The sequence below is a fragment of the Arthrobacter sp. Ms25 genome (assembly GCF_059090365.1).
The window spans coordinates 334,359-355,477 of the sequence record NZ_JBNHFP010000003.1 but is presented as its reverse complement, the minus strand read 5'-3'; the positions used below and the strand labels follow the sequence as shown (position 1 = coordinate 355,477).

Sequence of the window (21,119 nt, the reverse complement as noted above, 5' to 3'; positions counted from 1 at the left end):
CCGCACCGGGAATATATTCCCGGTTCCGCATATATGGGGAAGTTACCTTCCAAAGCCTAACGACGGCGCGGCTCTCGCCCCTACCTAAGACACGCTAGGAAACGCGGGGGCCTTTTGTATAAGTCGCACATAATGCGAGGAACCGCGTATTGGCTTCCTCCTCGCCGATGGTGACCCTCACACCTTCGTTACCGAACGCCCTCACGGCCAGGGCCTGCTGCTCCGCCAGAGCCGCAAACTCGGGGGTATTCTCGCCCAGGCCCAGCCACACGAAGTTGCCCTGCGCGGCGGGAACGGACCACCCCAGAGCCTCCAGTCCCTCCACCACGCGTGTCCGTTCGGCCACTAGTCCTTGTATTCTCTCCACAAGTTGGTCGTGGTGCCGCAGGGAAGCCACTGCCGCCTGCTCGGCAATGGTGGAGACCGCAAACGGAACTGCCGCCACCCGGAGATGCCGGGTAACGGGAGCATGCGACACGGAGTAGCCCACGCGCAGTCCGGCCAGTCCTGCACCCTTGGAGAATGTCCTCAGCACCACTACATTAGGGTGGCTGCGGTACATGTCGATGCCGTTGACCGCATCATCGTCCCGTACGAAGTCCTCGTACGCTTCATCGATCACGACGATCACATGTGAAGGAACCTTATCCAGGAAATCCACAACCTGGGCAGTGGTCAGCACCGGGCCCGTCGGGTTGTTCGGGGTGCAGAGCAGGATCACCTTGGTCCGCGCGGTGACGGCCTGGGCCATGGCCTCCAGGTTGTGCGTGCCGTCGGCGTTCAGCGGCACCTGGACGCTTTGAGCGCCGGCCAGGCCGACACTGATGGGGTACGCCTCAAAGGAACGCCAGGCGTAGATGACCTCATCGACGGCTCCGTCCGGGTTCTGTCCCGCAAAGGCAGCCAGCAGCTGGTTCAGCGCTCCCAGACTGCCTGCGCCCGTCACGATGTCTTCCGCAGGGACATCAAGGAACGCGGACAGCTCGTTCCGCAGTGCGGTGGAGAGGGGGTCGGGATAGCGGTTCACGGCAGCGGAGGCGCTGATCGCTTCCAGCACGGCGGGCAGCGGCGGGTACGGGTTCTCGTTGGAGGACAGCTTGTAGCTCGGGAGTCCTTCGACAACCACCGGCGGCTTGCCTGCCTTGTATTGGGGCAGCGCCCCGATAACGGGCCGATGGGCAATGCCGGGTGCGGGAACTTCAGCTGCGTCGGTGTCATTCGTCATCATGGGCTTAAGAGTAACGGTCACTTTTCTGCCAGCATGGGGGCATGCTTTCTCTGTTGCTACGGATAGTCCTGAACGCAGTTGCCCTCTGGGTGGCCGGGTGGCTTTTACCCGGCCTGACGGTCACCGCACCCGCGGAAAGCCTCAGCGGCAATCCAACGGTGGATACGGCGGCTGCGTATCTTTTCATCGGCCTGATTTTCGGAGTGGTCAACGCCCTTGTCCGCCCCATTGCCCAGGGGCTGACACTGCCGCTGGCCGTTCTGACCTTGGGGTTGTTCCGCATAGTCATCAATGCCGCCATGCTCGAGCTCACGGCCTGGCTCAGCAGCTACACTCCCGTCCGGTTCGAGGTTGCTTCCTTCTTCTGGACGGCCATCCTCGGTGCCGTGGTCATCAGCCTCGTCTCCATGGTGCTGGACGCCCTCACCGGCAGCCGCCGCCGGACACGGGACAGGCGCTAGTAGCTGCAGCACCCCGCGGGAGGCGGCCGGGGCCGGGACCGGGGGCAGGGGCCGGGGCCAGGGAGCCTAGGGAGGCCGCCCCCCTTGGCCGCAGTATCAAGGCCCGACCGACGGACGGTATTCCTCCCCCGGTCCCGGTACGGGACTGCGCGGAAACCGCACCCCGCGCGGTGTGGGTTCGGGCGGCAGGTTACAGCGTGCCGGTCCGGTTTCCTGCCGGAACCGCGGCACGACCCGTACGGGCCGCTCCTGCAGTTCCTCGCGGGAGAGCCGGTAGAGGTGCCGGGTTGCAACGCTTCCGGCCGCAACCGCGGCGCTGAGCGAACCGAGCACTGCCTTCAACGAGGCGTCATCGCTGGCATCTGCGCGCGCTGCCCCCTCGCGGTAGTTGTCCAACCGATGCCCCGGCCCCAAACCGGCATTCGCACCCTCCGGAGTGGCCGCAGGATCGGTCAACGTCATTGTGACCCGGTCCGGCGTGTCCGGGTTCTGCCTCCCGTCAAGTCCGGGCACCCAGTCCTGAACGTGTTCCAGATGCAGTGCCGCCAATCCGGGAGGCAGGTCGGTGCCGCCGGTCGGGCTGCCGGCGGTCATCAGGAACATGACGTCATAGCCGCCCTCCTCGGTCAGGGTCACCGCAGCACGGGCGGCGTGGTCCCCGCCCTGGCTGTAGCCGGAGAGAATGACGGCGTCCCCCGCCTCGGCTCCGGCACGCCGCAACGCCTCCGCCACTCCTGCCGTTACGTAGCGGCTGTCTTCGACGGTGGGCTCGAAAACACCCAGCAGGTCGAAGGGGTTCTCGCTCTCCTTCGAAACGAACATGCCCTGCGTGCCCGGGAGCGTGACAACGAACGTCGGTTCTCCGTCCACCCCCACCGCCCGGATCACTTCAATCACGCCCGGCCGGTTTTCCTGTTTCAATACTTCTGAGCGTCCAAGGATCCAGGCGGCGCTTCCCTCTGCCCTGATCTTTTCCGGCTCTCCGGGAAGAGCCGACACCTCGACAGGGCGCAGCCCGCCCTGTCCCGCCGCGGTCAGCAGCACCCGGGCGGCATGCATCCCGGCAACCGAGACCGGATCCGCAAGGCCTGTTTCCGTTTGAAGGAGAGTGGGGAATCCCTCCGCCCGGGGGTAGGGGCCTCGCGCGAACCAGGGGTTCTCCGGAAAGAGGCCTTTGAACCGGATCTGTGCCTGGATCCTCCCTTCGGCCTCTGTATAGGCGCGGGCGCTCTCGCGCACCCCGTCCGCAAGTTCATCCACGGCGACAGCGGAAGTCCGCAGGGTGTGTGCTGCCTCCACGATCCGTGTCCTGACCCGGTCAGCAGACGCCGAACCGCCACTCAACGCACCGGCTTCGAGCCACAGCTCCGTCACCCTCTCTGCGAGCAGGCGCATACGATCCGTGGTCGATTCCAGCCGGCCGGCGACCCGGACCAGATCCTCATACTGGACCAGAAGACCTGCTGCGCCTCCCCGCACCGTGTACATCTTCGGATCCCGGTCTCCGTCGAACATGCCTGCCGCCCCCACGGGTTAGCTCCCCGAAGCGAACATGAGCGGATCCAGCAGCAGCTCGCTGGCGGCCGAGCGCAACTGTGAAGAAGCATCGGGCAGCCTCTGTGCCGTTGCCGTCAGTCCATGCCGGAACGCAGCAGCCGCTGGAGACACCCATTTAACGTCTCCGGCCGCGGCGACCTCGCGCTCCAACTCGTCCGTTTCCATTGCGAACGCCCGAAGTAAGCGTTCCGCCTCCTGGACGTACGCTGCAGCGGCCATTTGGTTCATTGTTTCCTCCCTTAAGCGACCGATGGTCCACCCGGCATGCCCCAGCCTGGTGACGCCGGGGCCAGACGGAACCCCGGCGGGAATGAGGCCGGTCCGTCAAGGGTGCCGGGCCTGTCCCCGGAGCGCGGCGTTCCGTGCACGTCCGGTGGAGACAGGCCCGGCCCGCGCGTGCGGAAACCCTGCTGTTGAGGACCAGTCACAACGGCCAATGAAAAGCGTGAAGCAGAGTCATACACCGGCAGCGATGCAGCGGCATGAAAGAATTGCCGCATGGCCGAATCTGAATCCCGTGTCTCCCTTGCCTCCGTGACTCCCGCTATTGCGCTGGGACCGCTGGACGGACGCTACCGCAGCGCCACCGCGCCGCTGGTGGACTACCTGTCCGAAGCCGCCCTGAACCGGGACCGGACGCATGTGGAGGTGGAATGGCTGATCCACCTGACCTCCAACGCTGTCCTGCCCGGCACCGGGCCGCTCACTGAAGAACAGCAGCGCCGGCTGCGGGACATTGTCTCCGGCTTTGACGGCAGCTCCGTGGCGGAGCTGGGCGAGATCGAAAAGCGCACCGTGCACGACGTCAAGGCCGTCGAGTACTTCATTGCCTCCCGGCTTCCGGCCATCGGCATCGAACACCTGACCAGCCTCGTGCACTTCGGCTGCACCTCCGAAGACATCAACAACCTCTCCTACGCCCTGGGCATCAAGGGCGCCGTGGAAAACGTCTGGCTGCCGGCCGCGCAGGCCCTGGTGGACCAGATCGCGGCCATGGCCGATGACACCCGCTCCGTGCCCATGCTCTCCCGGACCCACGGCCAGCCGGCCACCCCCACCACCCTCGGCAAGGAACTGGCCGTTACCGTCCACCGGCTTTCCCGCCAGCTGCGCCGCATCCGCAACACCGAATTCCTCGGCAAGATCAACGGCGCCACCGGCACCTACGCGGCCCACTACGCAGCGGCTCCGCAGACCGACTGGCAGCAGGTGGCCCGCAGTTTCGTGGAAGGGCTGGGCCTGACCTGGAACCCGCTGACCACCCAGATCGAATCCCACGACTGGCAGGCCGAACTCTACGCAGACATCGCCCGGTTCAACCGCATCCTGCACAACTTCTGCACGGATGTCTGGAGCTACATTTCCATCGGCTACTTCGCGCAGGTCCCCGTCGAAGGCGCCACCGGCTCCTCCACCATGCCGCATAAGGTCAACCCGATCCGGTTCGAGAACGCCGAGGCAAACCTGGAGATCTCCAACGGCCTGCTCGACACGCTCGCCTCCACCCTGGTCACTTCCCGGTGGCAGCGCGATCTCACCGACTCCTCTTCCCAGCGCAACATCGGCGTGGCCTTTGGACATTCCATGCTCGCCGTTTCCAACGTAGCGAAGGGGCTCGAGCGGCTGCACGTTGCCGAGCAGGTGCTCGCGGAAGACCTGGACGCCAACTGGGAGGTGCTCGGGGAGGCCATCCAGATGGTGATGCGTGCCGAGGCCGTCGCCGGGACCGAAGGCATGGAGAACCCCTACGAACGGCTCAAGGACCTCACCCGCGGCCACCGCGTGGACGCGGAGCGGATGAAGGACTTCATTGCCGGTCTCGGCCTTCCCGCCGATGCCGAGGCCCGCCTGCAGGGCCTCACGCCGGCACGGTACACCGGCATCGCGGAGAGCTTGGTCGACCACCTCAAGTAATCCGGGCCTGCGGCCCTTGGCTGTCCTCCGTTCCGGAGGCAGACGTACGAGAAGGCACGAATTACCGTTTTCGGCCTGGAAAACGGTAATTCGTGCCTTCTCGATTTTCGGCGTCTCGACCCTTGAACCTCAGACCGCTCGCGATATAACGTGATGTTCTCGAAGCGTTCCTTTGAAGATTCACGGCAGCAGTCGGAAGGAAAAGGCCATGCGTAGATTCCATCCCTTTGTCACACCCGAGGCCACGGTGCAGGAGCCGCACCGCCACCACTCCCCCGGAGCCGGTGCAGGCAGCGGCGGCTTCGGCCCCGGAGGCCCCGGAGGACTGGGCGGATTCGGTCCCGGCGGACCCCGCGGCTTCGACGCGATGCCGCCGGGCATGCGCGGCCGCGGCAGGGGCCACCACGGACCGGGCGGACGTCGGGCAGGGCGCGGCGATGTACGCGCAGCCGTCCTGCTGCTGCTGGCCCAGGAGCCCATGCACGGCTACCAGCTGATCCAGGCCATCAGCGAAGGCACCAACGGCCGCTGGCAGCCCAGCCCGGGTGCCATCTATCCCACGCTGGCCCAGCTGGAGGATGAAGGCCTGGTCACCATCGAGGTCAACGGCGGCCGCAAACTGGCCAGCCTTACCGAGGAAGGCCGGGCCGCCGCGCAGGCCGAAACCTCAGACCCGTTCGGCGACTTCAACAGCGCCCACAGCGGCCCGGACCTGCGCGCCCTGCTGCACGAGCTCGCAGCGGCCACCCGCCAGGTCGGGATGGCCGGGGACCCGGAGCAGGTAACCGCCGCCGCGGCCCTGCTGGGCGAAACGAAGCGGTCCCTGTACCTGATCCTTGCCGGCGAAACCCCGGACGGGGCAACGGACTCCTCCGAAACCTGACCAACATCCGGGCCCAGGACCCTGAGGGGACCACGGAAAAGTCCGGAACAGGAGCGAGCACCGCCAAAAACGGCGGGGCCGGGCACAATTGCCCGGCCCCGCCGTCGTCGTTAATAAGCGAACTAGTCCGCCGCGGCCAGCTGGCCGCAGGCGCCGTCGATTTCCTTGCCGCGGGTGTCCCGGACCGTGGTGGGGACGCCCGCGTCAATGAGGTGCTTGATGAATTCATCGATGACCTCGGGCTCCGGGGAGGTCCAGATGGAGCCCGGTGTCGGGTTCAGCGGAATCGGGTTCACGTGCACCCAGCCGCGGCCGCGGGCATTGAGCTTCTTGGCCAGCAGGTCAGCGCGCCAGGCGTGGTCGTTCATGTCCTTGATCAACGCGTACTCGATGGACACGCGGCGGCCGGTGACGCGGTAGTAGTTGTACGCGGCGTCCAGCGCCTCATCCACCTTCCAGCGGCTGTTGACCGGGATCAGCTCATCGCGCAGCTCGTCGTCGGGCGCATGCAGGCTCAGCGCGAAGGTCACCGGGATGTTCTCCTCGGCAAGCTTCTTGATGGCCGGGACCAGGCCCACGGTGGAGACGGTGATGTTGCGGGCGCTCATGCCCAGGCCCTCCGGGGCCTCGGCGGCCATGCGGTGGACTGCGTTCATCACACGCTTGTAGTTGGCCAGCGGCTCGCCCATGCCCATGAACACAATGTTGGTGACGCGCTCGGCGTCGTGCCCGCCGTCGCGCCGTTTGCCGCCCAGGCCGCCCTCGGCGATCACCCGGTTGGCCTGGACAATCTGGTCCAGGATTTCCGCGGTCGACATGTTGCGGGTCAAGCCGGCCTGGCCGGTGGCGCAGAACGGGCAGTTCATGCCGCAGCCGCACTGGCTGGACACGCACAGGGTGATGCGGCCGGGGTAGCGCATCAGCACGGACTCGACGAGGGAACCGTCAAAGAGGCGCCAGAGGAACTTGATGGTGTCGCCGTTATCCGTGGTCAGGCGCTTGACCTCGGTGAGCAGCGTCGGGAACATCTCCCCCACCAGCTCGTCGCGGCGCTCCTTCGGGAGGTCGCTCATGGCCTCGGGATCGGTGGTGTAATGCTGGAAGTAGTGCACCGAAAGCTGCTTCGCGCGGAAGGCGGGCAGGCCCAGGGACTTGAGCTTCTCCTGGCGTTCGGCCAGCGTCATATCGGCCAGATGAGCCGGCGGCTGGGACACACGCGGCGATTTGAACTGCAGCAGGGGGCGGCCGTCGGGCTCCTTGGCCTGTTCCCAACCCTCCGTGGCGGGGCGGACCTGCGGTCCGGTGGCGGTGGGAACCGAGCGGACACGGCGCTGCTCGGACTTTTTGGCGGGGGAAGAATCGACAGTTGACATCGCCACTATTCTCGCACGGTTCGCATGTGCGGAACATTCCTTTTGCCGGGGCGGCACACTTCGGAAACACGGCCGAAACTACGGGCTCCTAGCGTGAAGGGCATACCCCCTGGCCGCTGGAGGCAGCATGTCGGATTTGCGACCCTTTTCCGGATTCCGTCCCTACTCAACCCCGCACCTGCGGATCCGCGACGTGCCCTGGAGCAACCCGGTGGGCGCGGACCTCCGCGAAGCCCAGCAGGCCGAGCTGGAGGCCCGCTACGGAACCCCGGAACAGCGTCCGGAGCCCCCGCGCGGAACGGATGCGGCGGCCTTCCTCATTGCCTACGAGCGCAGTACGGGCCAGCCGCTGGGCTGCGGCGGGCTGCGCCGGCTGGATCCGGCGACGGCGGAAATCAAGCGCGTGTACGTCCTGCCCTATGCGCGGGGGTCCGGAGTGGCGACAGCGATCCTCCGGGCGCTGGAGGCACGGGCCCGGCAGATGGCCTTCGCAATCCTGCTCGCCGAGGCTGGGTCCGCGCAGCCGGACGGGCAGCGGTTCTATGAGAATGCCGGCTACCGGGTGGTGCCCAACTTCGGCCCGTATATTTCCTCCGACGGGTCCACCTGCTACTCCAAGACCATCGGCGCGGCGCTGGAGCACCGGCACTAGGCCGCCGGTCGCCTAGTAGTCGATCCGCTCCGAAGCCGCGGTCCAGGCGTTAAACGGAGCCATGGCCGGAGCGCCTTCCACGGTCAGCTGGGTGACCTGCAGGGAGCGCTGTTCCAGCGGCGTCTCAAAGTACTCGTAGAAGGCCGCGTCGTCGAAACCCGCGCCCGCGGCGTCGTGCCTGTCCGCAGCAAACACCACGCGGTCCACGCGGGCCCAGAGCGAGGACGCCAGGCACATGGGGCACGGCTCGCAGCTGGTGTAGAGCACCGCACCTGTGAGGTCGAAGGTGCCCAGGGTGGCACATGCGTTGCGGATCGCGGTGACTTCGGCATGCGCAGTGGGATCGTTGGTAGCGGTCACCCGGTTCACGCCTTCGAAGGCGGCGCCTTCCGCGGTGACGACGACGGCGCCGAACGGCCCGCCGCCGTTTGCCACGTTTTCGGTGGCCAGGCGAACGGCCTGAGCCAGGTAGATCTCGTCGGTAGTGCTGCTCATTGGCTTCTCCCTAGGTGTGTCCTGCCAGGTAGATAGCCGGAGGTGCCGGCCCGCCTTCGCAGCTGCGAGGTTAGCAGTTATTGCTGGACAGACGCACAAGGGCCGGACACATTCGGCGGCGCTGCGGACACAGCCGGCAACCTTCCGGCTACCCGTTGTCAACGGCGGAAGGCAGTGGGAATGTGAAGAAGCAGCGTGATCACCCGGACATACATCCGCCGCGGGTTCTCCGCCATGAAACGCACCCGCGGGCTTCCCGGAAGGAACAACCATGGAACGCATGATTTTCCCGAACCTGCCGGTCGCTGACCTGCGGGCTGCAGAGAACTTCTACCTGGGCCTGGGATTCGCCAAGGACCCGCGGTTCAGCGATGAAAACGCCACCGCCGTCGTCATTTCGGACAGCATTGTGGTGATGCTGCTGCGGCAGGACTTCTACCAGGATTTCCTGCCCGAAGGGGATACGCCGCATTTGGCTTCCGCAGGCAAGGAAGTGCTGAACTGCATCAGCTGCGACAGCAGGGACGAAGTGGACAGCTTCCTGGCGGCCTGCACCTCCGGCGGGGGTGCCATGTACGCCCCGGCCGAGGAACACATGCCCGGAATGTACAGCGGCTCGGCCACGGACCCCGACGGCCACGTCTGGGAATTCATGTGGATGGATCCCGCCAGCGTGGAACCGCCGGAGCGGACCTTCGAGGTTTCCTCCAACTCCACGGTCCAGGAGCAGAATTCCGCACTGTGACCGGGATGGCGTGCATCCCGCCGCAGCGCGTCGGCCTACTTGACCGCCCCCATGGACAGGCCGCGGACCAGCTGCTTTTGGGCCACCCACCCGGCAATGACCACCGGCAGCGAGGCCAGCACCGAGGCCGCTGAAAGCTGTGCCAGGAACAGTCCTTCACTGGTCATCTGGGACACCAGGAACACCGGCACGGTAGCCGATTGCCCTGCGGTGAGGATCAGCGCGAAGAAGAACTCGTTCCAGGCGAAAATCACGCAGATCAATGCCGTGGCGGCAAGGCCGGGGGCGACCATGGGCATCAGGACCCGCCACAGCGTCTTCATCAGTCCTGCCCCGTCCATCTGCGCCGCCTCAAGCACTTCCCCGGGCACTTCCAGGAAGAACGAGCGCATCATCCACACGGCAATGGGCAGGTTCATGGAGGTGTAAAGGACCACGAGCGTCCACACGTTGTCCAGCACCTTCAGCTGCCCCGCAATGACGTAGATCGGCATGATTACCGCCACGACAGGCAGCATGCGGGTGGAAATGAAGAAGAACAGCACGTCGGACGTTTTCTTCACCGGACGGATGCTCAGGGCATAGGAGGCCGGCACCGCTAGGAGGATCACCAATATGGTGGAAACGCCGGTGGCGATGGCCGAGTTGGCGAAGTAGCTCCCTGCCCCGCTGCCCAGCACGGCGCGGTACTGGTCCAGGGTGGGAGCGAAGAAGAACACCGGCGGATCGGAGGCGGCAGCGGACTCCTGCTTGAAGGAGGTCAGCACCATCCACAGCACCGGCGAGAAGAAGATCAATGCCAGCACCCACGTCACGGTGGTCAGGATGGGCCCGGAGTTGAAGCGCCTGGCCGGCTTCCGGACCGTCCTGGCGGTGGCGGTTGTCTCTTTCCCGGCGGGAGTGGGGGCAGCAGTCTGGGTAGCCACGTCGTCAGTCCTTTACGTCGAAGCTCTTGAAGATCAGGCGCAGGGCCAAGGTGGCCACAATGATGGTGGCAACAACGACCACCACGCCCATGGCAGCGGCCTGGCCAATGTCAAAGCCCAGGAAAGCCCGCTGGTAAATGTAGAACGGAAGGTTGGCGCTGGCCGTCCCCGGCCCGCCGGCGGTCATGAGGTAGATCTGGTCGAAGGTATTCACGACGTAGATGGCCCCCAGCAGGATCCCGAGTTCTATGTAGCGGCGCAGCTGCGGCAGCGTCACCGAAATGAAGGTCCGCCACCACCCGGCTCCGTCCACCTGGGCCGCTTCCAGCACGTCCTTGGACTGCGCCTGCAGTCCGGACAGGACCAGCAGCATCATGAACGGCGTCCACTGCCACACCAGCGCCATGAGGATGGATGCGATGGGGTGCTGCGAGGTCCAGTCCACCGGGGAGATGCCCACGAGCCCGATCACCCAGTTCAGCAGGCCGTAGCTCGGATTGAGGATGGAAATGGACCACAGCAGGGAACTGGCCACCGGCATGATCAGGAACGGGGTGATCAGCAGTGTCCGCACCACTCCCCGGCCTACAAAACTGCGGTCCAGCAGGATGGCGAAAACAATGCCCAGCAGCATCGCGAAGAACACGCAGGCGACGGTGAAGAGGACGCTGTTCAGCGCTGCTCCGCGGAACGTCGAGTCGGAGAAGATATCAATGTAGTTCTCCAGGCCGACGAACTGGTTTCCCTCCGGCCGCAGCAGGTTCCAGTTCTGCAGCGAGTACCAAATCGTAAAGAGGAACGGTACCTGTGTCACGATCAGGGTGAAGATCAGGGCCGGCAGCAGCGGCAACCGCCGCCTCCACCCTTCGGCAGAGGACATCCCTCCGCCTTCCCTTTCCGTTGCGGCCTTCCTGGCCCGGACCTGCTGCCGCTCTACCAAGGTGGACATTAGCCGCCTCCGTCCTGGTAGCTTTCCGCCACCGTTTCGGCGTATCCCTGGGATTGCTCCAGGGCTTCCTGTACCGTCTGCTGCCCGGCGATGGCCGCCGAAATCTGCTGCGCCACACGGGTGCCCAGATCTTGGAACTCCGGGATGCCGACGAATTGGAGCCCGGGGTAGGGCACGCCGTTTACCATGCTGTTTTCCTGCGAGGCGCCGGCCATGGCATCGAGGGTCGGCTCGGCATAGGCCTCGGCAACCTCGGCGTATTCCGGGATTTCGTAGGTGGAAAGCCGGCTGCCGGGCGGCACCCGTTCCCAGCCGATTTCCTCTCCTACCAGCCGGATGTATTCCTTGTCCGTCATCCAGGAGATGAAATCCCAGGCGGCGTCCTTGGACTCGCTGGTGGAGGGGATGGCCAGGGACCAGCTGTAGAGCCAGCCGGCGGACTCGGTTTCCTGGACGGGCGCCGGCGCGTAACCGCTTTTCCCCACGACCAGGGACGATGCCGGGTCCTCGATGGACGACACCATGGCCGTGGCGTCGTACCACATGGCAGTGTTGCCCTGGCTGTACAGGGTCAGGCAGTCGCCGTAGCCGCTGGTGGCGGGGCCGGCCTGCCCGTAATTCTGCACGAGGTCCACATAATCGGTCACGGCCGCTTCCACTTCGGGCGCATCAAGGGTGGCGTTCCAGTCCTGGTCGAACCAGCGGCCGCCGTAGGTATTGATCATGGTGTCCAGCGGTGCCATGACCTCGCCCCAGCCGGCGAGCCCCCGCAGGCAGATTCCGGACATGTTGTTGTCCGGGTCGTTGAGCGTTTCGGCGAATCCGCGGATGTCTTCCCACGTGGGGTTCTCCGGCATGGTCAGCCCGGCTTCCTCGAAAAGGTCCTCCCGGTAGACCAGGAAGGAGGACTCTCCATAGAACGGAACGGAGTACAGGTCCCCCTCGTAGCTGAGCGCCTCACGGATGGTGGGGACGAAATCATCGGGGTCATATCCCTCGGTGGAATCTGCGTAATCCTGGAGGTTTGTGATCCAGCCGTTTTCCGCCCACATGGGTGTTTCATAGTTGGAGATCATCACCACGTCGAATTCCCCGCCCTGAGTGGCGACGGAGGCCGTGATTTTGGCGCGGGCCTCGTTTTCCGGGAGTGAGACAAAACTGACGTCAACGTCCGGATACCGGGCCTTGAATTCGTCCTGGAGCGTGATTGCGTCCTGCATCTGCGGGTTGGAAACAATAGCTACGACAATTTCGTCTTTGCCCTCAGCCTCGGTGCCTCCGCAGCCGGTCAGCACGAGGGCAGCGGCAGCCGCCGCTGCCACACCGGCAGCGAGCCGGGATCGGCCGGGGCGGCTAAACCGCCTGCTGTGTCGGAATCTCATCTGGTCACCTTTGCTCATTTGAGATATTGGTACCGCTCACGTGAGCGTGAGACTACTTCTATCCGCCCGGGCGGACAAGATCCAACCCTGCGATATCCGGGAAAACCAGTAAAGCGTCCTGCCGCCGGACAGGGTTACCTGCGTTTTGCGCGAATTCGGCGTAGTCACCGGCCCAATAACGCTCCCCGGAATGGTAGTAACTAATCCCAGACGGACAACGTGCAGCGTGTTTCCATAATTACTTCCACTGCGCCCCCCTCCCCCGAGTTGATGATCAGCCGCATTGACATCTGCGAGACCTCCTTCAGCGAGGACAGGTGGGTGCCGCCGCACGGGATGCCCACCGCGCCGTCGGGCAGCGCGCAGACCCAGCGGCGCATGCCGGTGAGGAGGTCCGATTCCCGCTCGATGCGCACGTCCGCACCGGAGGCCACCCACTCGCTCAAGGTCGCGTTCACCCCAGCTTCCACGGCGGCCGGATCCGACAGCAGTGCTTCGGGCAGGAATCCCTTCCGGCGCAGGGACTTTCCCAGCCGGTACACATCGACGGAACCGTAGGCATCGATGGTGGAGGTCTCGATTGCCAGGGCATCGAAGTTCGGGTTGCCCGCCGCGTCGGCCTGCACGTCTTTTTTCCAGGCATCAGCCAACTGCTTGTTCAGGGCCAGCGAGGCCAGATGGCACGCGGTGTGCCCGGCGGAGAGTGCGGTCCGGTGATGGCCGTTCACTTGGACCTCCACCCGCTGCCCTTCCGTAATGCCGGCGTTCCCGGGCAGCACATGAACCACCAGGAAAACCCAGCCCTCGGTGCCCTTGCGGACCGGGATGTCCGCGCCAAGGAACAGCGCGGAACGGTCCGTGGCGCCTACGACGCAGTCGAGCACGGGCACCTCCCGGCCGTCCGGCGTCGTCAGTGTTGCCTGGTCCGGCCCCTGGTCCGGCCAGCCGGCGTCTACAGGGTGCACGGGCGTGGCGTCCAGAAGTACCGCCAACCGCCCGTCGGGCAGGGCTTCGACGTGTTGCACGGTTGCCGTGCCGGTCAGGGCACCGGCGGGATAGGTGACGGTGGTATCGATTTTCGGGAGGGTCATCCGGCCCAGCGTACCGAACCGGACGGCACGGAGTGTGAGCGCCGCCACTGGATTACGTTGTGCGGCGGATCTGCGGTAAAGTCGTAACCACGCCGCGGGGTGGAGCAGTTCGGTAGCTCGCTGGGCTCATAACCCAGAGGTCGCAAGTTCAAATCTTGCCCCCGCAACCAAGTAAAAAGATCCCGATCCGGACACCGGATCGGGATCTTTTTTGTTCTGCCAGCTTTAGCCGCGCAGCAGCGGAAGCAATTCGGGCCAGGAGCTGATGACAGCTGCGACGCCGGCTTCCTCGAGCTCACGGCGCCGCTGTTCCCGTTCAGCCGGAGCCACGAAGCGCAGGTTGCCGATGACCTGGCATCCCGCGGCTACAGCCGACTGCGCACCGGGAAGCGAATCCTCAATGGCCAGGGTTTCACCGGGGGTGAGCCCCAGTTCCTTAATGGCATGCAGGTATACCGCCGGATCCGGCTTGCTTACCGGCGTCGGGAGGGAATCCTCGGCGCTGAAGACCCGCTCCGGCGCGAAGAACTGTTCCAGGTCCGTCGCCTCAAAGCACTTCTGCAGCCGCGACAGGGCGCTGGAGGACACCACGGCGAGTCCGTAGGTCTGCGCCAACGCGCCCAGGACTTCGACGACGTCGGCGTCCGGCTCCAGCCGCTTGTTCAGGTAGTCGCTGACCACCCGCTTTTCCTCGGCGATCCACCGCTCCAGGTCTTCCTGGCCGAGCTCGTGCTTCGGTGTTCCCCACTGCCCCGTTCCTGCGGACAGTTCCTTGGCCAGGGTCCGGAAGTTCTTGCCCGTGGTGGCCAGGCGCAGCTGTTCCGAGTTGAAGCGCTCCTCAATGCCCAGCTCCGCAGCCAGATCATTGGTGACTCCCACCGATGCCTCGAAGGCGATCTCTTCGGACGGAAACAGGTTACCGTCCGCGTCGCAGAGGATGGTGGTGACTGCAGCGGGATTAAGTGTCGTGGTCCGGGTGGACATGCTTAGTTCCTTTCGGCTTTCAGGCTCTGTTCGATGGTCTTGCGCGCCCCGTGGGTCCGAAGGGCGTCAACTGCTTCCTGCAGTTCAGCAACAAAAGCCTCATTGCCGCCCAGCTCCCCGAAGATGGATTCATCCGCAACGAAGGCGCGGACGTCCCCGTTCGCGGCGAGGGGCCGCAGGTCCTCCAGCAGCGCATCCTGGACATCGATGGGATTTCCGTTGATGTCCTTGCCGCCGAGGAACTCGATCCACCCTGCCACCGTAAGTACCAGCAGACGGTGTTCCCTGCCGGCAGCGAGGGCTTCCCTCAGGGAGGGCAGGACATAGGAGGGCATCTTCGTGGAGCTGCGGCGGGCCAGGCGTTCCAGCTGGTCGCTGATTTCCGGGTTGGAGAACCGGGTGATGAGTGTTTCCCGGTACTCGTTCAGGTCCATCCCGGGCACCTCGGGCAGCAGCGGAATGATTTCGCCCATGAGCCCGTGGATGTAGGCGCGGACGTCGTCGTCGCGCATCGCTTCGTCGCTGCTGCCGTGGGCCAGCAGCGAGCCAAAGTACCCCAGGCCGCAGTGGCTTCCATTGAGGAGTCGGGTCTTCATCAGCTCAAAGGGCTCAACATTCTCCACCATCTGCGCACCCACCGCATCCAGCGGAGGGCGTTCGTTGCAGAACTTATCTTCGATGATCCACTGCCGGAACGGTTCGGTCAGGACAGGCCAGCCGTCCTCAACGCCGAACTCTTCCGCAATATCGTCCCGGTCTTCCGGGGACGTGGCCGGGGTAATCCGGTCCACCATGCTGGAGGGGAAGCAGACATTCTCCTCGATCCAGTCCGCGAGTTCCGGCTCCTGCAGTCGGGCAAAGGACACCACTGAGGTGCGGGTGGTCTTACCGTTTTCCTGGACGTTGTCACAGGACAGGATGGTGAAAGGTTTGATACCGGCCGCCCGCCGGCGCCGCAGGCCCTCGACGAGGTAGCCGAAGACGGTTTCAGGCGCTCCGTCGCTCGACAGATCCCGTGCAATCTCCTCGTCCTCGGCCAGGAACTCTCCGGTATGGGCATCCACGGGATAGCTGGTGCCTGTGACGGTGAGCGTCACCAGCCGCGTGCTCTCGGCAGCCAGCGCAGCGAGGACGGCTTCGGGGTCTTCCGGCGCGTAGAGGTAGTCAACAATGGATCCGACAATCCGGGCGTGGTGGTGGTCCTCGCCCCGCTCGACGACGGTGTAGAGGTTGTCCTGGTTTTCCAGCACGTCCTTCATCTCGCGGCGGTGCAGGCCCACGCCGATGATTCCCCAGTCCTGGCTGATTCCCCTGGCCGCAATCTCGTCAAAGTAGACCGCCTGGTGGGCGCGGTGGAATCCGCCGACGCCGAAATGGACGACGCCGGCACGCAGCTTCCCGGGGTCATACGACGGCACCTCGACGGCGTCATCCTGCAGCGGCAAGGTTGCGGCCTCCAGCGGGATTGCGCCGGTTGCGGGGCCGGACCCGTTGGATGTTTCCAATGTTGCGTCAGTCATTTTTCTTTTCCTCGATCGTCATGTCCGTCATCTGGACCGGATTCCCCTGCTGAAGACGCAGAAAAAGGACTCGGAAACGGTGGGCACGGACACACCTGGACGGAAGCCTTCGTCCTGCCAGTTCCTGAATCCGTCCCTCGTTTATAAGGGTACTGATGATTGGATGGCGGCAACAAACTTAGTGGCTTCCCTCACATATCCGCAGACACCCCGCGGGACTCCACAGCGGGTCGCCGGGTCGAACCGCGCCGGCGGGAGTAGCATTCCGGGCAAAGCGGATCCGGCACAGTGGCCGGTCAGAATAGGCGGAATCCAATGGTCACGAACTACGGCGATTATCAGCTTGGCATTTACCTGAACGGCGCACGGGGCGTACTGCCGGACCTGCCGATGGACTCCGCCGCCATGGAGGACCTGGCCAAAAGCAGCATGGACCCGCGGATCCTGGGGTACGTGGCAGGCGGCGCCGGAAACGAGCAGACCCAGCGGGCCAACGTCGCGGCGTTTGAGCGGCTGGGCATCATGCCCCGGATGCTGGTGGGCGCTTCCCAGCGCAGCATGGGTATCGAACTGTTCGGGCACCGGCTGCCTTCGCCCCTGTTCTTCGCACCTGTGGGGGTGCTGGGCGCGGTGGCCGACGACGGCGACCTGGCTACCGCTGCGTCTTCCGCCGAGCTGGGCATACCGATGGTGGCGTCCACCCTCTCGCAGGCTCCGCTGGAACAGGTCCGGACCGCCACCGGAGAAACCCCGGGCTTCTTCCAGCTCTATCCGCCGGCCGACCGGGAACTGGCGGAATCCCTGGTGCGCCGCGCGGAAGCCGCAGGCTACTCCGGCATTGTGATTACCCTGGACACCTGGGTGAACGGCTGGCGGCCCCGGGACCTCAGTGCAGCCTACCTGCCGATGCTGTCCGGCCAGTGCCTCGCCAATTACCTCACCGATGACCGGTTCCGGAAGCTCCTCGCCGAGCAGGGATCCACCGACCCCGCAGCGGCGGTGATGCTGTGGGCCTCGCTGTTCGGCAACCCCACCATGACCTGGGAAGACCTGGAGTGGTTCCGTTCCCTGACGTCACTGCCGATTGTCCTCAAGGGCATCTGCTCCCCCGAAGACACCCGGCGGGCCCTCGACGGCGGGATGGACGGCATCTACTGCTCCAACCACGGAGGCCGGCAGGCCAACGGCGGGATAGCCGCCATCGACTGCCTGCCCGGCGTCGTCGAGGCGGCCGACGGCGCCCCGGTGCTCTTCGATTCGGGTGTACGCTCCGGCGTCGACGCGCTGCGGGCACTGGCGCTCGGGGCGACAGCCGTGGGCATCGGCCGGCCCTATGTCTACGGTTTGGCGGCCGGCGGACAGGCCGGGATCACCCACGTGATGCGCAGCCTGCTCGCGGAAGCGGACCTGACCATGGCGGTCAACGGGTATCCGGACCTGGACGCACTGCGGGGCAGCCTGCACCGACTCTAGGGATCATCGGAGCGGGCGACGTCGTCGGGGCGGGCTAGGGAGCCGGCGGGTACCCGACCCGCGGCCACCACTGTGGCAGCAGGTGGCGGAGGGAACCCAGCCAGCCCTCGACGTCGTCGTCGTCGGAAAGCACCCACTGCTCCACCCACGACGCGTAAGCTCCGCCCAGGTAGGCGGCAACGGCTTCCAGGTTGGCGCGGGGCACCACGCCGTGGGCCTGCCAGACGTGCAGCGACAGAAGGAACCTGCCGGCCAGACCGTTGGCCATGACCCCGAGAAAGGTCTCGGTGTGGAACAGCGCGCGGTACACGCGCGCCTCGGACTTGGTGTGCTGCAGGATCCGCCGGACGGAATCGATGTACATCAGGTTGATTTCTTCCACGGTCCGGCCCGTGCCGCGCTGATCCACGTCCACCGTGCCCAGCCGGTCCACGACTCCGGCGTAGACGGAGGCAGCGAAATCGAAGATGTTCCGGTGGTGGCCGTAGAACGTGGTGCGGTGCACCCCGGCCTGCCTGCAGAGCTCCGAGACACTGATGTCCGCCAGTTCATGGTCCCGCAGCAGCTCCCACAGGCCGGCCTGCAGCGCTTCCCGGGTGCGGGCCGTCCGGGGCTCCAGCGGGCTGGGGCGCCGCTGCGGCTTGGGGTCTTCCGGTGCAGGCATGGAAATTATCTTCTCAGATACACCGAAGGGCCCCGCCGAAGCGAAGCCCTTCCGTGCCGCGGCGCTGGGGGACGCCGCAAGCTTTTGATATATCCCGGCTAGTGGTTGGCCAGGCCTGCGGTCTCGCCGCCGTCGACCACAAACTCGGCACCGGAGGAGAAGCTGGAATCGTCGCTGGCCAGGAAGAGGATCATCTTGGAGACCTCTTCGGCTTCACCCATGCGGTGCAGCGCGACGTGGTTCATCGGGTTTTCCATGCCCTCGGTCATGGGAGTCTTGATGACGCCCGGGTGAACGGAGTTGACGCGGATACCGTACTTGCCCAGATCCAGGGCCACCGACTTGGTCAGGCCGGTCACCGCGTACTTGGTGGCCGTGTAGCCCGGCAGTTCCACGAATCCCTGCAGTCCGGCGGTAGAGGAAATATTGATGATGGAGCCGCACTTGGACTCCTTCAACGCCGGAACAGCAGACTTGATTCCCAGGAACACGCCGTTGAGGTTGATGTTCACAATCAGGTTCCACTGCTCGATGCTGTAATCCTCGATGTGGCCAAAGTTGGCAATGCCGGCGTTGTTGACCAGCACGTCCAGTCCGCCGAACTCGGTAACGGCTGTCTGCACAGCAGCGTCCCAGTCCTCGGCCTTGGTGACGTCTAGATGTACGAAGCGGGCGTTATCCCCCAACTCAGCGGCGGTCTTCTTACCGTCGTCGTCGAGGATGTCGCCGATGACGACCTTGGCACCTTCAGCCACCAGCAGGCGGGCATGCGAGGCACCCATGCCCCGTGCGCCGCCACTGATCAGTGCCACTTTGCCGCTTACGCGTCCCATTACGTACTCCTTATGTTCGTTTCTATCCTGCCCTATTCAACACATGTAGAAGAACTCGTCATTCCCTGGAACTCGAAATGTGACGGAGGAGATAGCAGCTTCCCGCTGCTCCCACCCGCGCATCGGATGAAAACACCGCCGCCCGGCAGGGACACCGGTCCCACTTCGCCGGCCGCGCCCGCCCGCGCCTGTCGGCATATGGTTGCAGGGGAACGCACATCCCGTTTCCGTGCGAAAGGACGCCATGAGCGAGGAACGCCGCAGCGAAATCGGAGAAACCGAAGCACCGGTGGAGGACGAACTAAAGCAGTCCTTCGACAACACGGTGACGGAAGGTGCTGAACGGCTGCACCGCACCTTCCGCACCATCCTGGTAACCGGGGTGTTCGGGGGCATGGAGGTTGGCCTCGGCGTGATGGCTTATCTGGCCGTGATGCATCAGACCGGAGACCACCTGCTGGCCGGCCTGGCGTTCAGCGTGGGACTGATTGCCCTTTTCCTGGCCCACAGCGAACTGTTCACGGAGAACTTCCTCATGCCGGTTGCCGCCGTCGTCGCCAAGGAAGGAAGCGTGAAGTCGCTGGGCAGGCTTTGGGGCGGAACCCTGCTGGCCAACCTGGCAGGCGGATGGATCTTCATGTGGATCGTGATGCAGGCCTTCCCGCAGTGGGCGTCCACCATTGCCACATCGGCCACGCACTTCACCGACGCACCCTTTTCACTCCAAACCGTCGCGCTGGCTGTCCTGGGCGGCAGCACCATCACCCTGATGAGCCGCATGCAGCAGGGCACCACCTCGGACCCCGCAAAAATCGCGGCCACCGTGATCGGCGGTTTCCTGCTCGCCGGGCTGCAGCTCTTCCACTCGATCCTGGATTCGCTGCTCATCTTCGGCGCCATCATTTCCGGAGCCGACATCACGTACCTCGAATGGCTGGGCTGGTTCGGCTACACCCTGCTCTTCAACATGCTCGGCGGGCTGGTGCTTGTTACGGCGCTGCGCCTGGTGCGCACCAAGGAGCTGCTGTCCCAGCGGCGCCGGGACGCACCAGGGAATCCCGATGCTGCCCGAAAGGATGCCTGAAACGTGCCGTGCGACGTGGGATTGCGCACTGCTCCGCCGCGCCGAGACCGGACACTTGCACCGGGGGGATAAGCTGGCGGGACAGCGCGGGGAACGTAGGACCGACACTTATTGGCCATGCCGTCAACCTTTCGGACCCTATCCATACCCCTCGCCTGGAAATTGACTCCTTCTCTATTGCCCGCCAGCCCTGCCGTCACCCTGCACCCGTGACCGGCATGGCCAGGTCCAAGCGGTCTCGGGAGCCCGCTTCCGAAGCATGCTCGGAACCATTGAAAAGAGGGACGTCATTTTGAACTTCACCGTCGGGCAGACCCTGGTGTACCCGCACCACGGCGCTGTTACCGTGACCGATATTTCGCCCATGGTCATCAAGGGAGTGGAGCGGGAAACCCTGACCTTCCGCGTCCACGCCACGGAGTTGACCATCAAGCTTCCGGCCGGCAACGCCGAAGACGTGGGAGTGCGCGCCGTCATTGACGACGGCGGCGTACAGGCCGTCTTTGCGGTGCTGCGCGGCCCCGTGGGAATGGAGCCGGACAACTGGTCCCGCCGGTTCAAGGCCAATGAAGGCAAAATGTCCACCGGCGAGCTGCACCTGATCGCCGAGGTCGTCCGTGACCTATGGTGCCGGGAACGCACCCATCCCCTGTCGACCGGCGAGAAGCGGATGTTGCTGAAGGCCCGGCAGCTGCTCGTTTCCGAGCTTGCCCTGGCCCGTTCCTCGTCCCTGGAAGACGCCGGCGACCTGCTCGATTCCGTCCTCATGGAAACGGTTGGCGAGCCGGAGCTGGCGACCAGCTAAAGCACGTCCCTTCCCCGCTTCCCGGCCGCGGTTCACGCCGCCGGGAAGCGCGGCGGAGGCACCGGAGCCGCCGTTTTGGACCAAGGCGGGGCGGCGTTGT

Annotated in this window: 21 protein-coding genes and 1 tRNA gene; 9 read left to right on the top strand and 13 right to left on the bottom strand. The window is 65.1% G+C overall.

Annotated features, from left to right (window positions below; all coding sequences use genetic code 11):
• Nucleotides 1-94: 94 nt before the first annotated feature.
• Nucleotides 95-1,228 carry a histidinol-phosphate transaminase gene (locus AC5RT8_RS09845; RefSeq protein ID WP_494095522.1) on the bottom strand — a complete coding sequence of 378 codons (1,134 nt, stop codon included), beginning with the start codon at nucleotides 1,226-1,228 and terminating at the stop codon, nucleotides 95-97.
• Between the two features lie 41 nt (nucleotides 1,229-1,269).
• Between AC5RT8_RS09845 and AC5RT8_RS09840 the strand changes: the two genes are divergently transcribed.
• The gene (locus AC5RT8_RS09840) at nucleotides 1,270-1,689 is read left to right on the top strand and encodes a phage holin family protein (RefSeq protein ID WP_494095521.1); all 420 of its coding nucleotides are present in this window, start codon (nucleotides 1,270-1,272) and stop codon (nucleotides 1,687-1,689) included.
• Nucleotides 1,690-1,785: 96 nt separating this feature from the next.
• Here the strand turns inward: AC5RT8_RS09840 and AC5RT8_RS09835 are convergent, their stop codons facing one another.
• Both AC5RT8_RS09835 and AC5RT8_RS09830 read right to left on the bottom strand, forming a co-directional pair.
• Complete coding sequence (locus tag AC5RT8_RS09835; protein ID WP_494095520.1) at nucleotides 1,786-3,204, bottom strand: hypothetical protein; 1,419 nt, start codon at nucleotides 3,202-3,204, stop codon at nucleotides 1,786-1,788.
• 18 nt (nucleotides 3,205-3,222) lie between these two features.
• Nucleotides 3,223-3,465, bottom strand: coding sequence for a hypothetical protein (locus tag AC5RT8_RS09830; RefSeq protein ID WP_494095519.1), 243 nt, complete (start codon nucleotides 3,463-3,465; stop codon nucleotides 3,223-3,225).
• Between the two features lie 279 nt (nucleotides 3,466-3,744).
• Here AC5RT8_RS09830 and purB point away from each other — a divergent pair, with 279 nt between their 5' ends.
• Together purB and AC5RT8_RS09820 are read left to right on the top strand one after the other, a co-directional pair.
• Nucleotides 3,745-5,160, top strand: coding sequence for an adenylosuccinate lyase (gene purB, locus AC5RT8_RS09825; protein WP_494095518.1), 1,416 nt, complete (start codon nucleotides 3,745-3,747; stop codon nucleotides 5,158-5,160).
• A 208-nt stretch (nucleotides 5,161-5,368) separates the two neighbouring features.
• Nucleotides 5,369-6,043 carry a PadR family transcriptional regulator gene (locus tag AC5RT8_RS09820; RefSeq protein ID WP_494095517.1) on the top strand — a complete coding sequence of 225 codons (675 nt, stop codon included), beginning with the start codon at nucleotides 5,369-5,371 and terminating at the stop codon, nucleotides 6,041-6,043.
• Between the two features lie 122 nt (nucleotides 6,044-6,165).
• Here AC5RT8_RS09820 and rlmN read toward each other — a convergent pair whose 3' ends face one another.
• Nucleotides 6,166-7,416, bottom strand: a complete 1,251-nt coding sequence (gene rlmN / locus AC5RT8_RS09815; protein ID WP_494095516.1) for a dual-specificity RNA methyltransferase RlmN — start codon at nucleotides 7,414-7,416, stop codon at nucleotides 6,166-6,168.
• A gap of 127 nt (nucleotides 7,417-7,543) precedes the next feature.
• Here rlmN and AC5RT8_RS09810 point away from each other — a divergent pair, with 127 nt between their 5' ends.
• Entirely contained in the window at nucleotides 7,544-8,068 is a 525-nt protein-coding gene (locus tag AC5RT8_RS09810) for a GNAT family N-acetyltransferase (RefSeq protein WP_494095515.1), read from the top strand.
• A gap of 12 nt (nucleotides 8,069-8,080) precedes the next feature.
• Here the strand turns inward: AC5RT8_RS09810 and AC5RT8_RS09805 are convergent, their stop codons facing one another.
• Nucleotides 8,081-8,563: a nucleoside deaminase gene (locus tag AC5RT8_RS09805; protein WP_494095514.1), complete on the bottom strand. Its 483-nt coding sequence runs from the start codon at nucleotides 8,561-8,563 to the stop codon at nucleotides 8,081-8,083.
• Nucleotides 8,564-8,834: 271 nt separating this feature from the next.
• Here AC5RT8_RS09805 and AC5RT8_RS09800 point away from each other — a divergent pair, with 271 nt between their 5' ends.
• Nucleotides 8,835-9,308 carry a VOC family protein gene (locus AC5RT8_RS09800; RefSeq protein ID WP_494095513.1) on the top strand — a complete coding sequence of 158 codons (474 nt, stop codon included), beginning with the start codon at nucleotides 8,835-8,837 and terminating at the stop codon, nucleotides 9,306-9,308.
• 35 nt (nucleotides 9,309-9,343) lie between these two features.
• Here the strand turns inward: AC5RT8_RS09800 and AC5RT8_RS09795 are convergent, their stop codons facing one another.
• The 4 genes from AC5RT8_RS09795 to AC5RT8_RS09780 all read right to left on the bottom strand — a co-directional run bounded on the left by AC5RT8_RS09795 (nucleotide 9,344) and on the right by AC5RT8_RS09780 (nucleotide 13,656).
• Nucleotides 9,344-10,234, bottom strand: coding sequence for a carbohydrate ABC transporter permease (locus AC5RT8_RS09795; protein ID WP_494095512.1), 891 nt, complete (start codon nucleotides 10,232-10,234; stop codon nucleotides 9,344-9,346).
• Between the two features lie 4 nt (nucleotides 10,235-10,238).
• Entirely contained in the window at nucleotides 10,239-11,183 is a 945-nt protein-coding gene (locus AC5RT8_RS09790; RefSeq protein ID WP_494095511.1) for a carbohydrate ABC transporter permease, read from the bottom strand.
• Complete coding sequence (locus tag AC5RT8_RS09785; protein WP_494095510.1) at nucleotides 11,183-12,565, bottom strand: ABC transporter substrate-binding protein; 1,383 nt, start codon at nucleotides 12,563-12,565, stop codon at nucleotides 11,183-11,185. Before AC5RT8_RS09785 ends, AC5RT8_RS09790 begins: the two co-directional genes overlap by 1 nt.
• Nucleotides 12,566-12,765: 200 nt before the next feature.
• Nucleotides 12,766-13,656, bottom strand: a complete 891-nt coding sequence (locus tag AC5RT8_RS09780) for an alanyl-tRNA editing protein (protein ID WP_494095509.1) — start codon at nucleotides 13,654-13,656, stop codon at nucleotides 12,766-12,768.
• Between the two features lie 93 nt (nucleotides 13,657-13,749).
• On the opposite strand from AC5RT8_RS09780, the gene AC5RT8_RS09775 reads away from it, so the two are divergent.
• Nucleotides 13,750-13,826: transfer RNA gene (locus AC5RT8_RS09775), tRNA-Met, on the top strand.
• A gap of 55 nt (nucleotides 13,827-13,881) precedes the next feature.
• Here the strand turns inward: AC5RT8_RS09775 and AC5RT8_RS09770 are convergent.
• Together AC5RT8_RS09770 and AC5RT8_RS09765 are read right to left on the bottom strand one after the other, a co-directional pair.
• On the bottom strand, nucleotides 13,882-14,640 hold the full coding sequence (locus tag AC5RT8_RS09770) for an HAD family hydrolase (RefSeq protein ID WP_494095508.1): 759 nt from the start codon (nucleotides 14,638-14,640) through the stop codon (nucleotides 13,882-13,884).
• A gap of 2 nt (nucleotides 14,641-14,642) precedes the next feature.
• Nucleotides 14,643-16,160: a mannitol dehydrogenase family protein gene (locus AC5RT8_RS09765; protein ID WP_494095507.1), complete on the bottom strand. Its 1,518-nt coding sequence runs from the start codon at nucleotides 16,158-16,160 to the stop codon at nucleotides 14,643-14,645.
• A gap of 315 nt (nucleotides 16,161-16,475) precedes the next feature.
• On the opposite strand from AC5RT8_RS09765, the gene AC5RT8_RS09760 reads away from it, so the two are divergent.
• Nucleotides 16,476-17,633 carry an alpha-hydroxy-acid oxidizing protein gene (locus tag AC5RT8_RS09760; RefSeq protein WP_494095506.1) on the top strand — a complete coding sequence of 386 codons (1,158 nt, stop codon included), beginning with the start codon at nucleotides 16,476-16,478 and terminating at the stop codon, nucleotides 17,631-17,633.
• 34 nt (nucleotides 17,634-17,667) lie between these two features.
• Here the strand turns inward: AC5RT8_RS09760 and AC5RT8_RS09755 are convergent, their stop codons facing one another.
• Together AC5RT8_RS09755 and AC5RT8_RS09750 are read right to left on the bottom strand one after the other, a co-directional pair.
• The gene (locus AC5RT8_RS09755) at nucleotides 17,668-18,297 is read right to left on the bottom strand and encodes a TetR/AcrR family transcriptional regulator (protein ID WP_494095505.1); all 630 of its coding nucleotides are present in this window, start codon (nucleotides 18,295-18,297) and stop codon (nucleotides 17,668-17,670) included.
• 98 nt (nucleotides 18,298-18,395) lie between these two features.
• Entirely contained in the window at nucleotides 18,396-19,130 is a 735-nt protein-coding gene (locus AC5RT8_RS09750; RefSeq protein ID WP_494095504.1) for a glucose 1-dehydrogenase, read from the bottom strand.
• Between the two features lie 244 nt (nucleotides 19,131-19,374).
• Between AC5RT8_RS09750 and AC5RT8_RS09745 the strand changes: the two genes are divergently transcribed.
• Nucleotides 19,375-20,214, top strand: coding sequence for a formate/nitrite transporter family protein (locus AC5RT8_RS09745; RefSeq protein ID WP_494095503.1), 840 nt, complete (start codon nucleotides 19,375-19,377; stop codon nucleotides 20,212-20,214).
• 292 nt (nucleotides 20,215-20,506) lie between these two features.
• The gene (locus AC5RT8_RS09740; protein ID WP_494095502.1) at nucleotides 20,507-21,019 is read left to right on the top strand and encodes a CarD family transcriptional regulator; all 513 of its coding nucleotides are present in this window, start codon (nucleotides 20,507-20,509) and stop codon (nucleotides 21,017-21,019) included.
• Nucleotides 21,020-21,119: the final 100 nt, after the last annotated feature.

Bases quoted from the DNA above. Each gene is read 5' to 3' on its own strand.
- AC5RT8_RS09845 (WP_494095522.1), bottom strand. From the start codon at position 1,228: ATGATGACGAATGACACCGACGCAGCTGAAGTTCCCGCACCCGGCATT.
- AC5RT8_RS09840 (WP_494095521.1), top strand. From the start codon at position 1,270: ATGCTTTCTCTGTTGCTACGGATAGTCCTGAACGCAGTTGCCCTCTGG.
- AC5RT8_RS09835 (WP_494095520.1), bottom strand. From the start codon at position 3,204: ATGTTCGACGGAGACCGGGATCCGAAGATGTACACGGTGCGGGGAGGC.
- AC5RT8_RS09830 (WP_494095519.1), bottom strand. From the start codon at position 3,465: ATGGCCGCTGCAGCGTACGTCCAGGAGGCGGAACGCTTACTTCGGGCG.
- purB (WP_494095518.1), top strand. From the start codon at position 3,745: ATGGCCGAATCTGAATCCCGTGTCTCCCTTGCCTCCGTGACTCCCGCT.
- AC5RT8_RS09820 (WP_494095517.1), top strand. From the start codon at position 5,369: ATGCGTAGATTCCATCCCTTTGTCACACCCGAGGCCACGGTGCAGGAG.
- rlmN (WP_494095516.1), bottom strand. From the start codon at position 7,416: ATGTCAACTGTCGATTCTTCCCCCGCCAAAAAGTCCGAGCAGCGCCGT.
- AC5RT8_RS09810 (WP_494095515.1), top strand. From the start codon at position 7,544: ATGTCGGATTTGCGACCCTTTTCCGGATTCCGTCCCTACTCAACCCCG.
- AC5RT8_RS09805 (WP_494095514.1), bottom strand. From the start codon at position 8,563: ATGAGCAGCACTACCGACGAGATCTACCTGGCTCAGGCCGTTCGCCTG.
- AC5RT8_RS09800 (WP_494095513.1), top strand. From the start codon at position 8,835: ATGGAACGCATGATTTTCCCGAACCTGCCGGTCGCTGACCTGCGGGCT.
- AC5RT8_RS09790 (WP_494095511.1), bottom strand. From the start codon at position 11,183: ATGTCCACCTTGGTAGAGCGGCAGCAGGTCCGGGCCAGGAAGGCCGCA.
- AC5RT8_RS09785 (WP_494095510.1), bottom strand. From the start codon at position 12,565: ATGAGATTCCGACACAGCAGGCGGTTTAGCCGCCCCGGCCGATCCCGG.
- AC5RT8_RS09780 (WP_494095509.1), bottom strand. From the start codon at position 13,656: ATGACCCTCCCGAAAATCGATACCACCGTCACCTATCCCGCCGGTGCC.
- AC5RT8_RS09770 (WP_494095508.1), bottom strand. From the start codon at position 14,640: ATGTCCACCCGGACCACGACACTTAATCCCGCTGCAGTCACCACCATC.
- AC5RT8_RS09765 (WP_494095507.1), bottom strand. From the start codon at position 16,160: ATGACTGACGCAACATTGGAAACATCCAACGGGTCCGGCCCCGCAACC.
- AC5RT8_RS09760 (WP_494095506.1), top strand. From the start codon at position 16,476: ATGGTCACGAACTACGGCGATTATCAGCTTGGCATTTACCTGAACGGC.
- AC5RT8_RS09755 (WP_494095505.1), bottom strand. From the start codon at position 18,297: ATGCCTGCACCGGAAGACCCCAAGCCGCAGCGGCGCCCCAGCCCGCTG.
- AC5RT8_RS09750 (WP_494095504.1), bottom strand. From the start codon at position 19,130: ATGGGACGCGTAAGCGGCAAAGTGGCACTGATCAGTGGCGGCGCACGG.
- AC5RT8_RS09745 (WP_494095503.1), top strand. From the start codon at position 19,375: ATGAGCGAGGAACGCCGCAGCGAAATCGGAGAAACCGAAGCACCGGTG.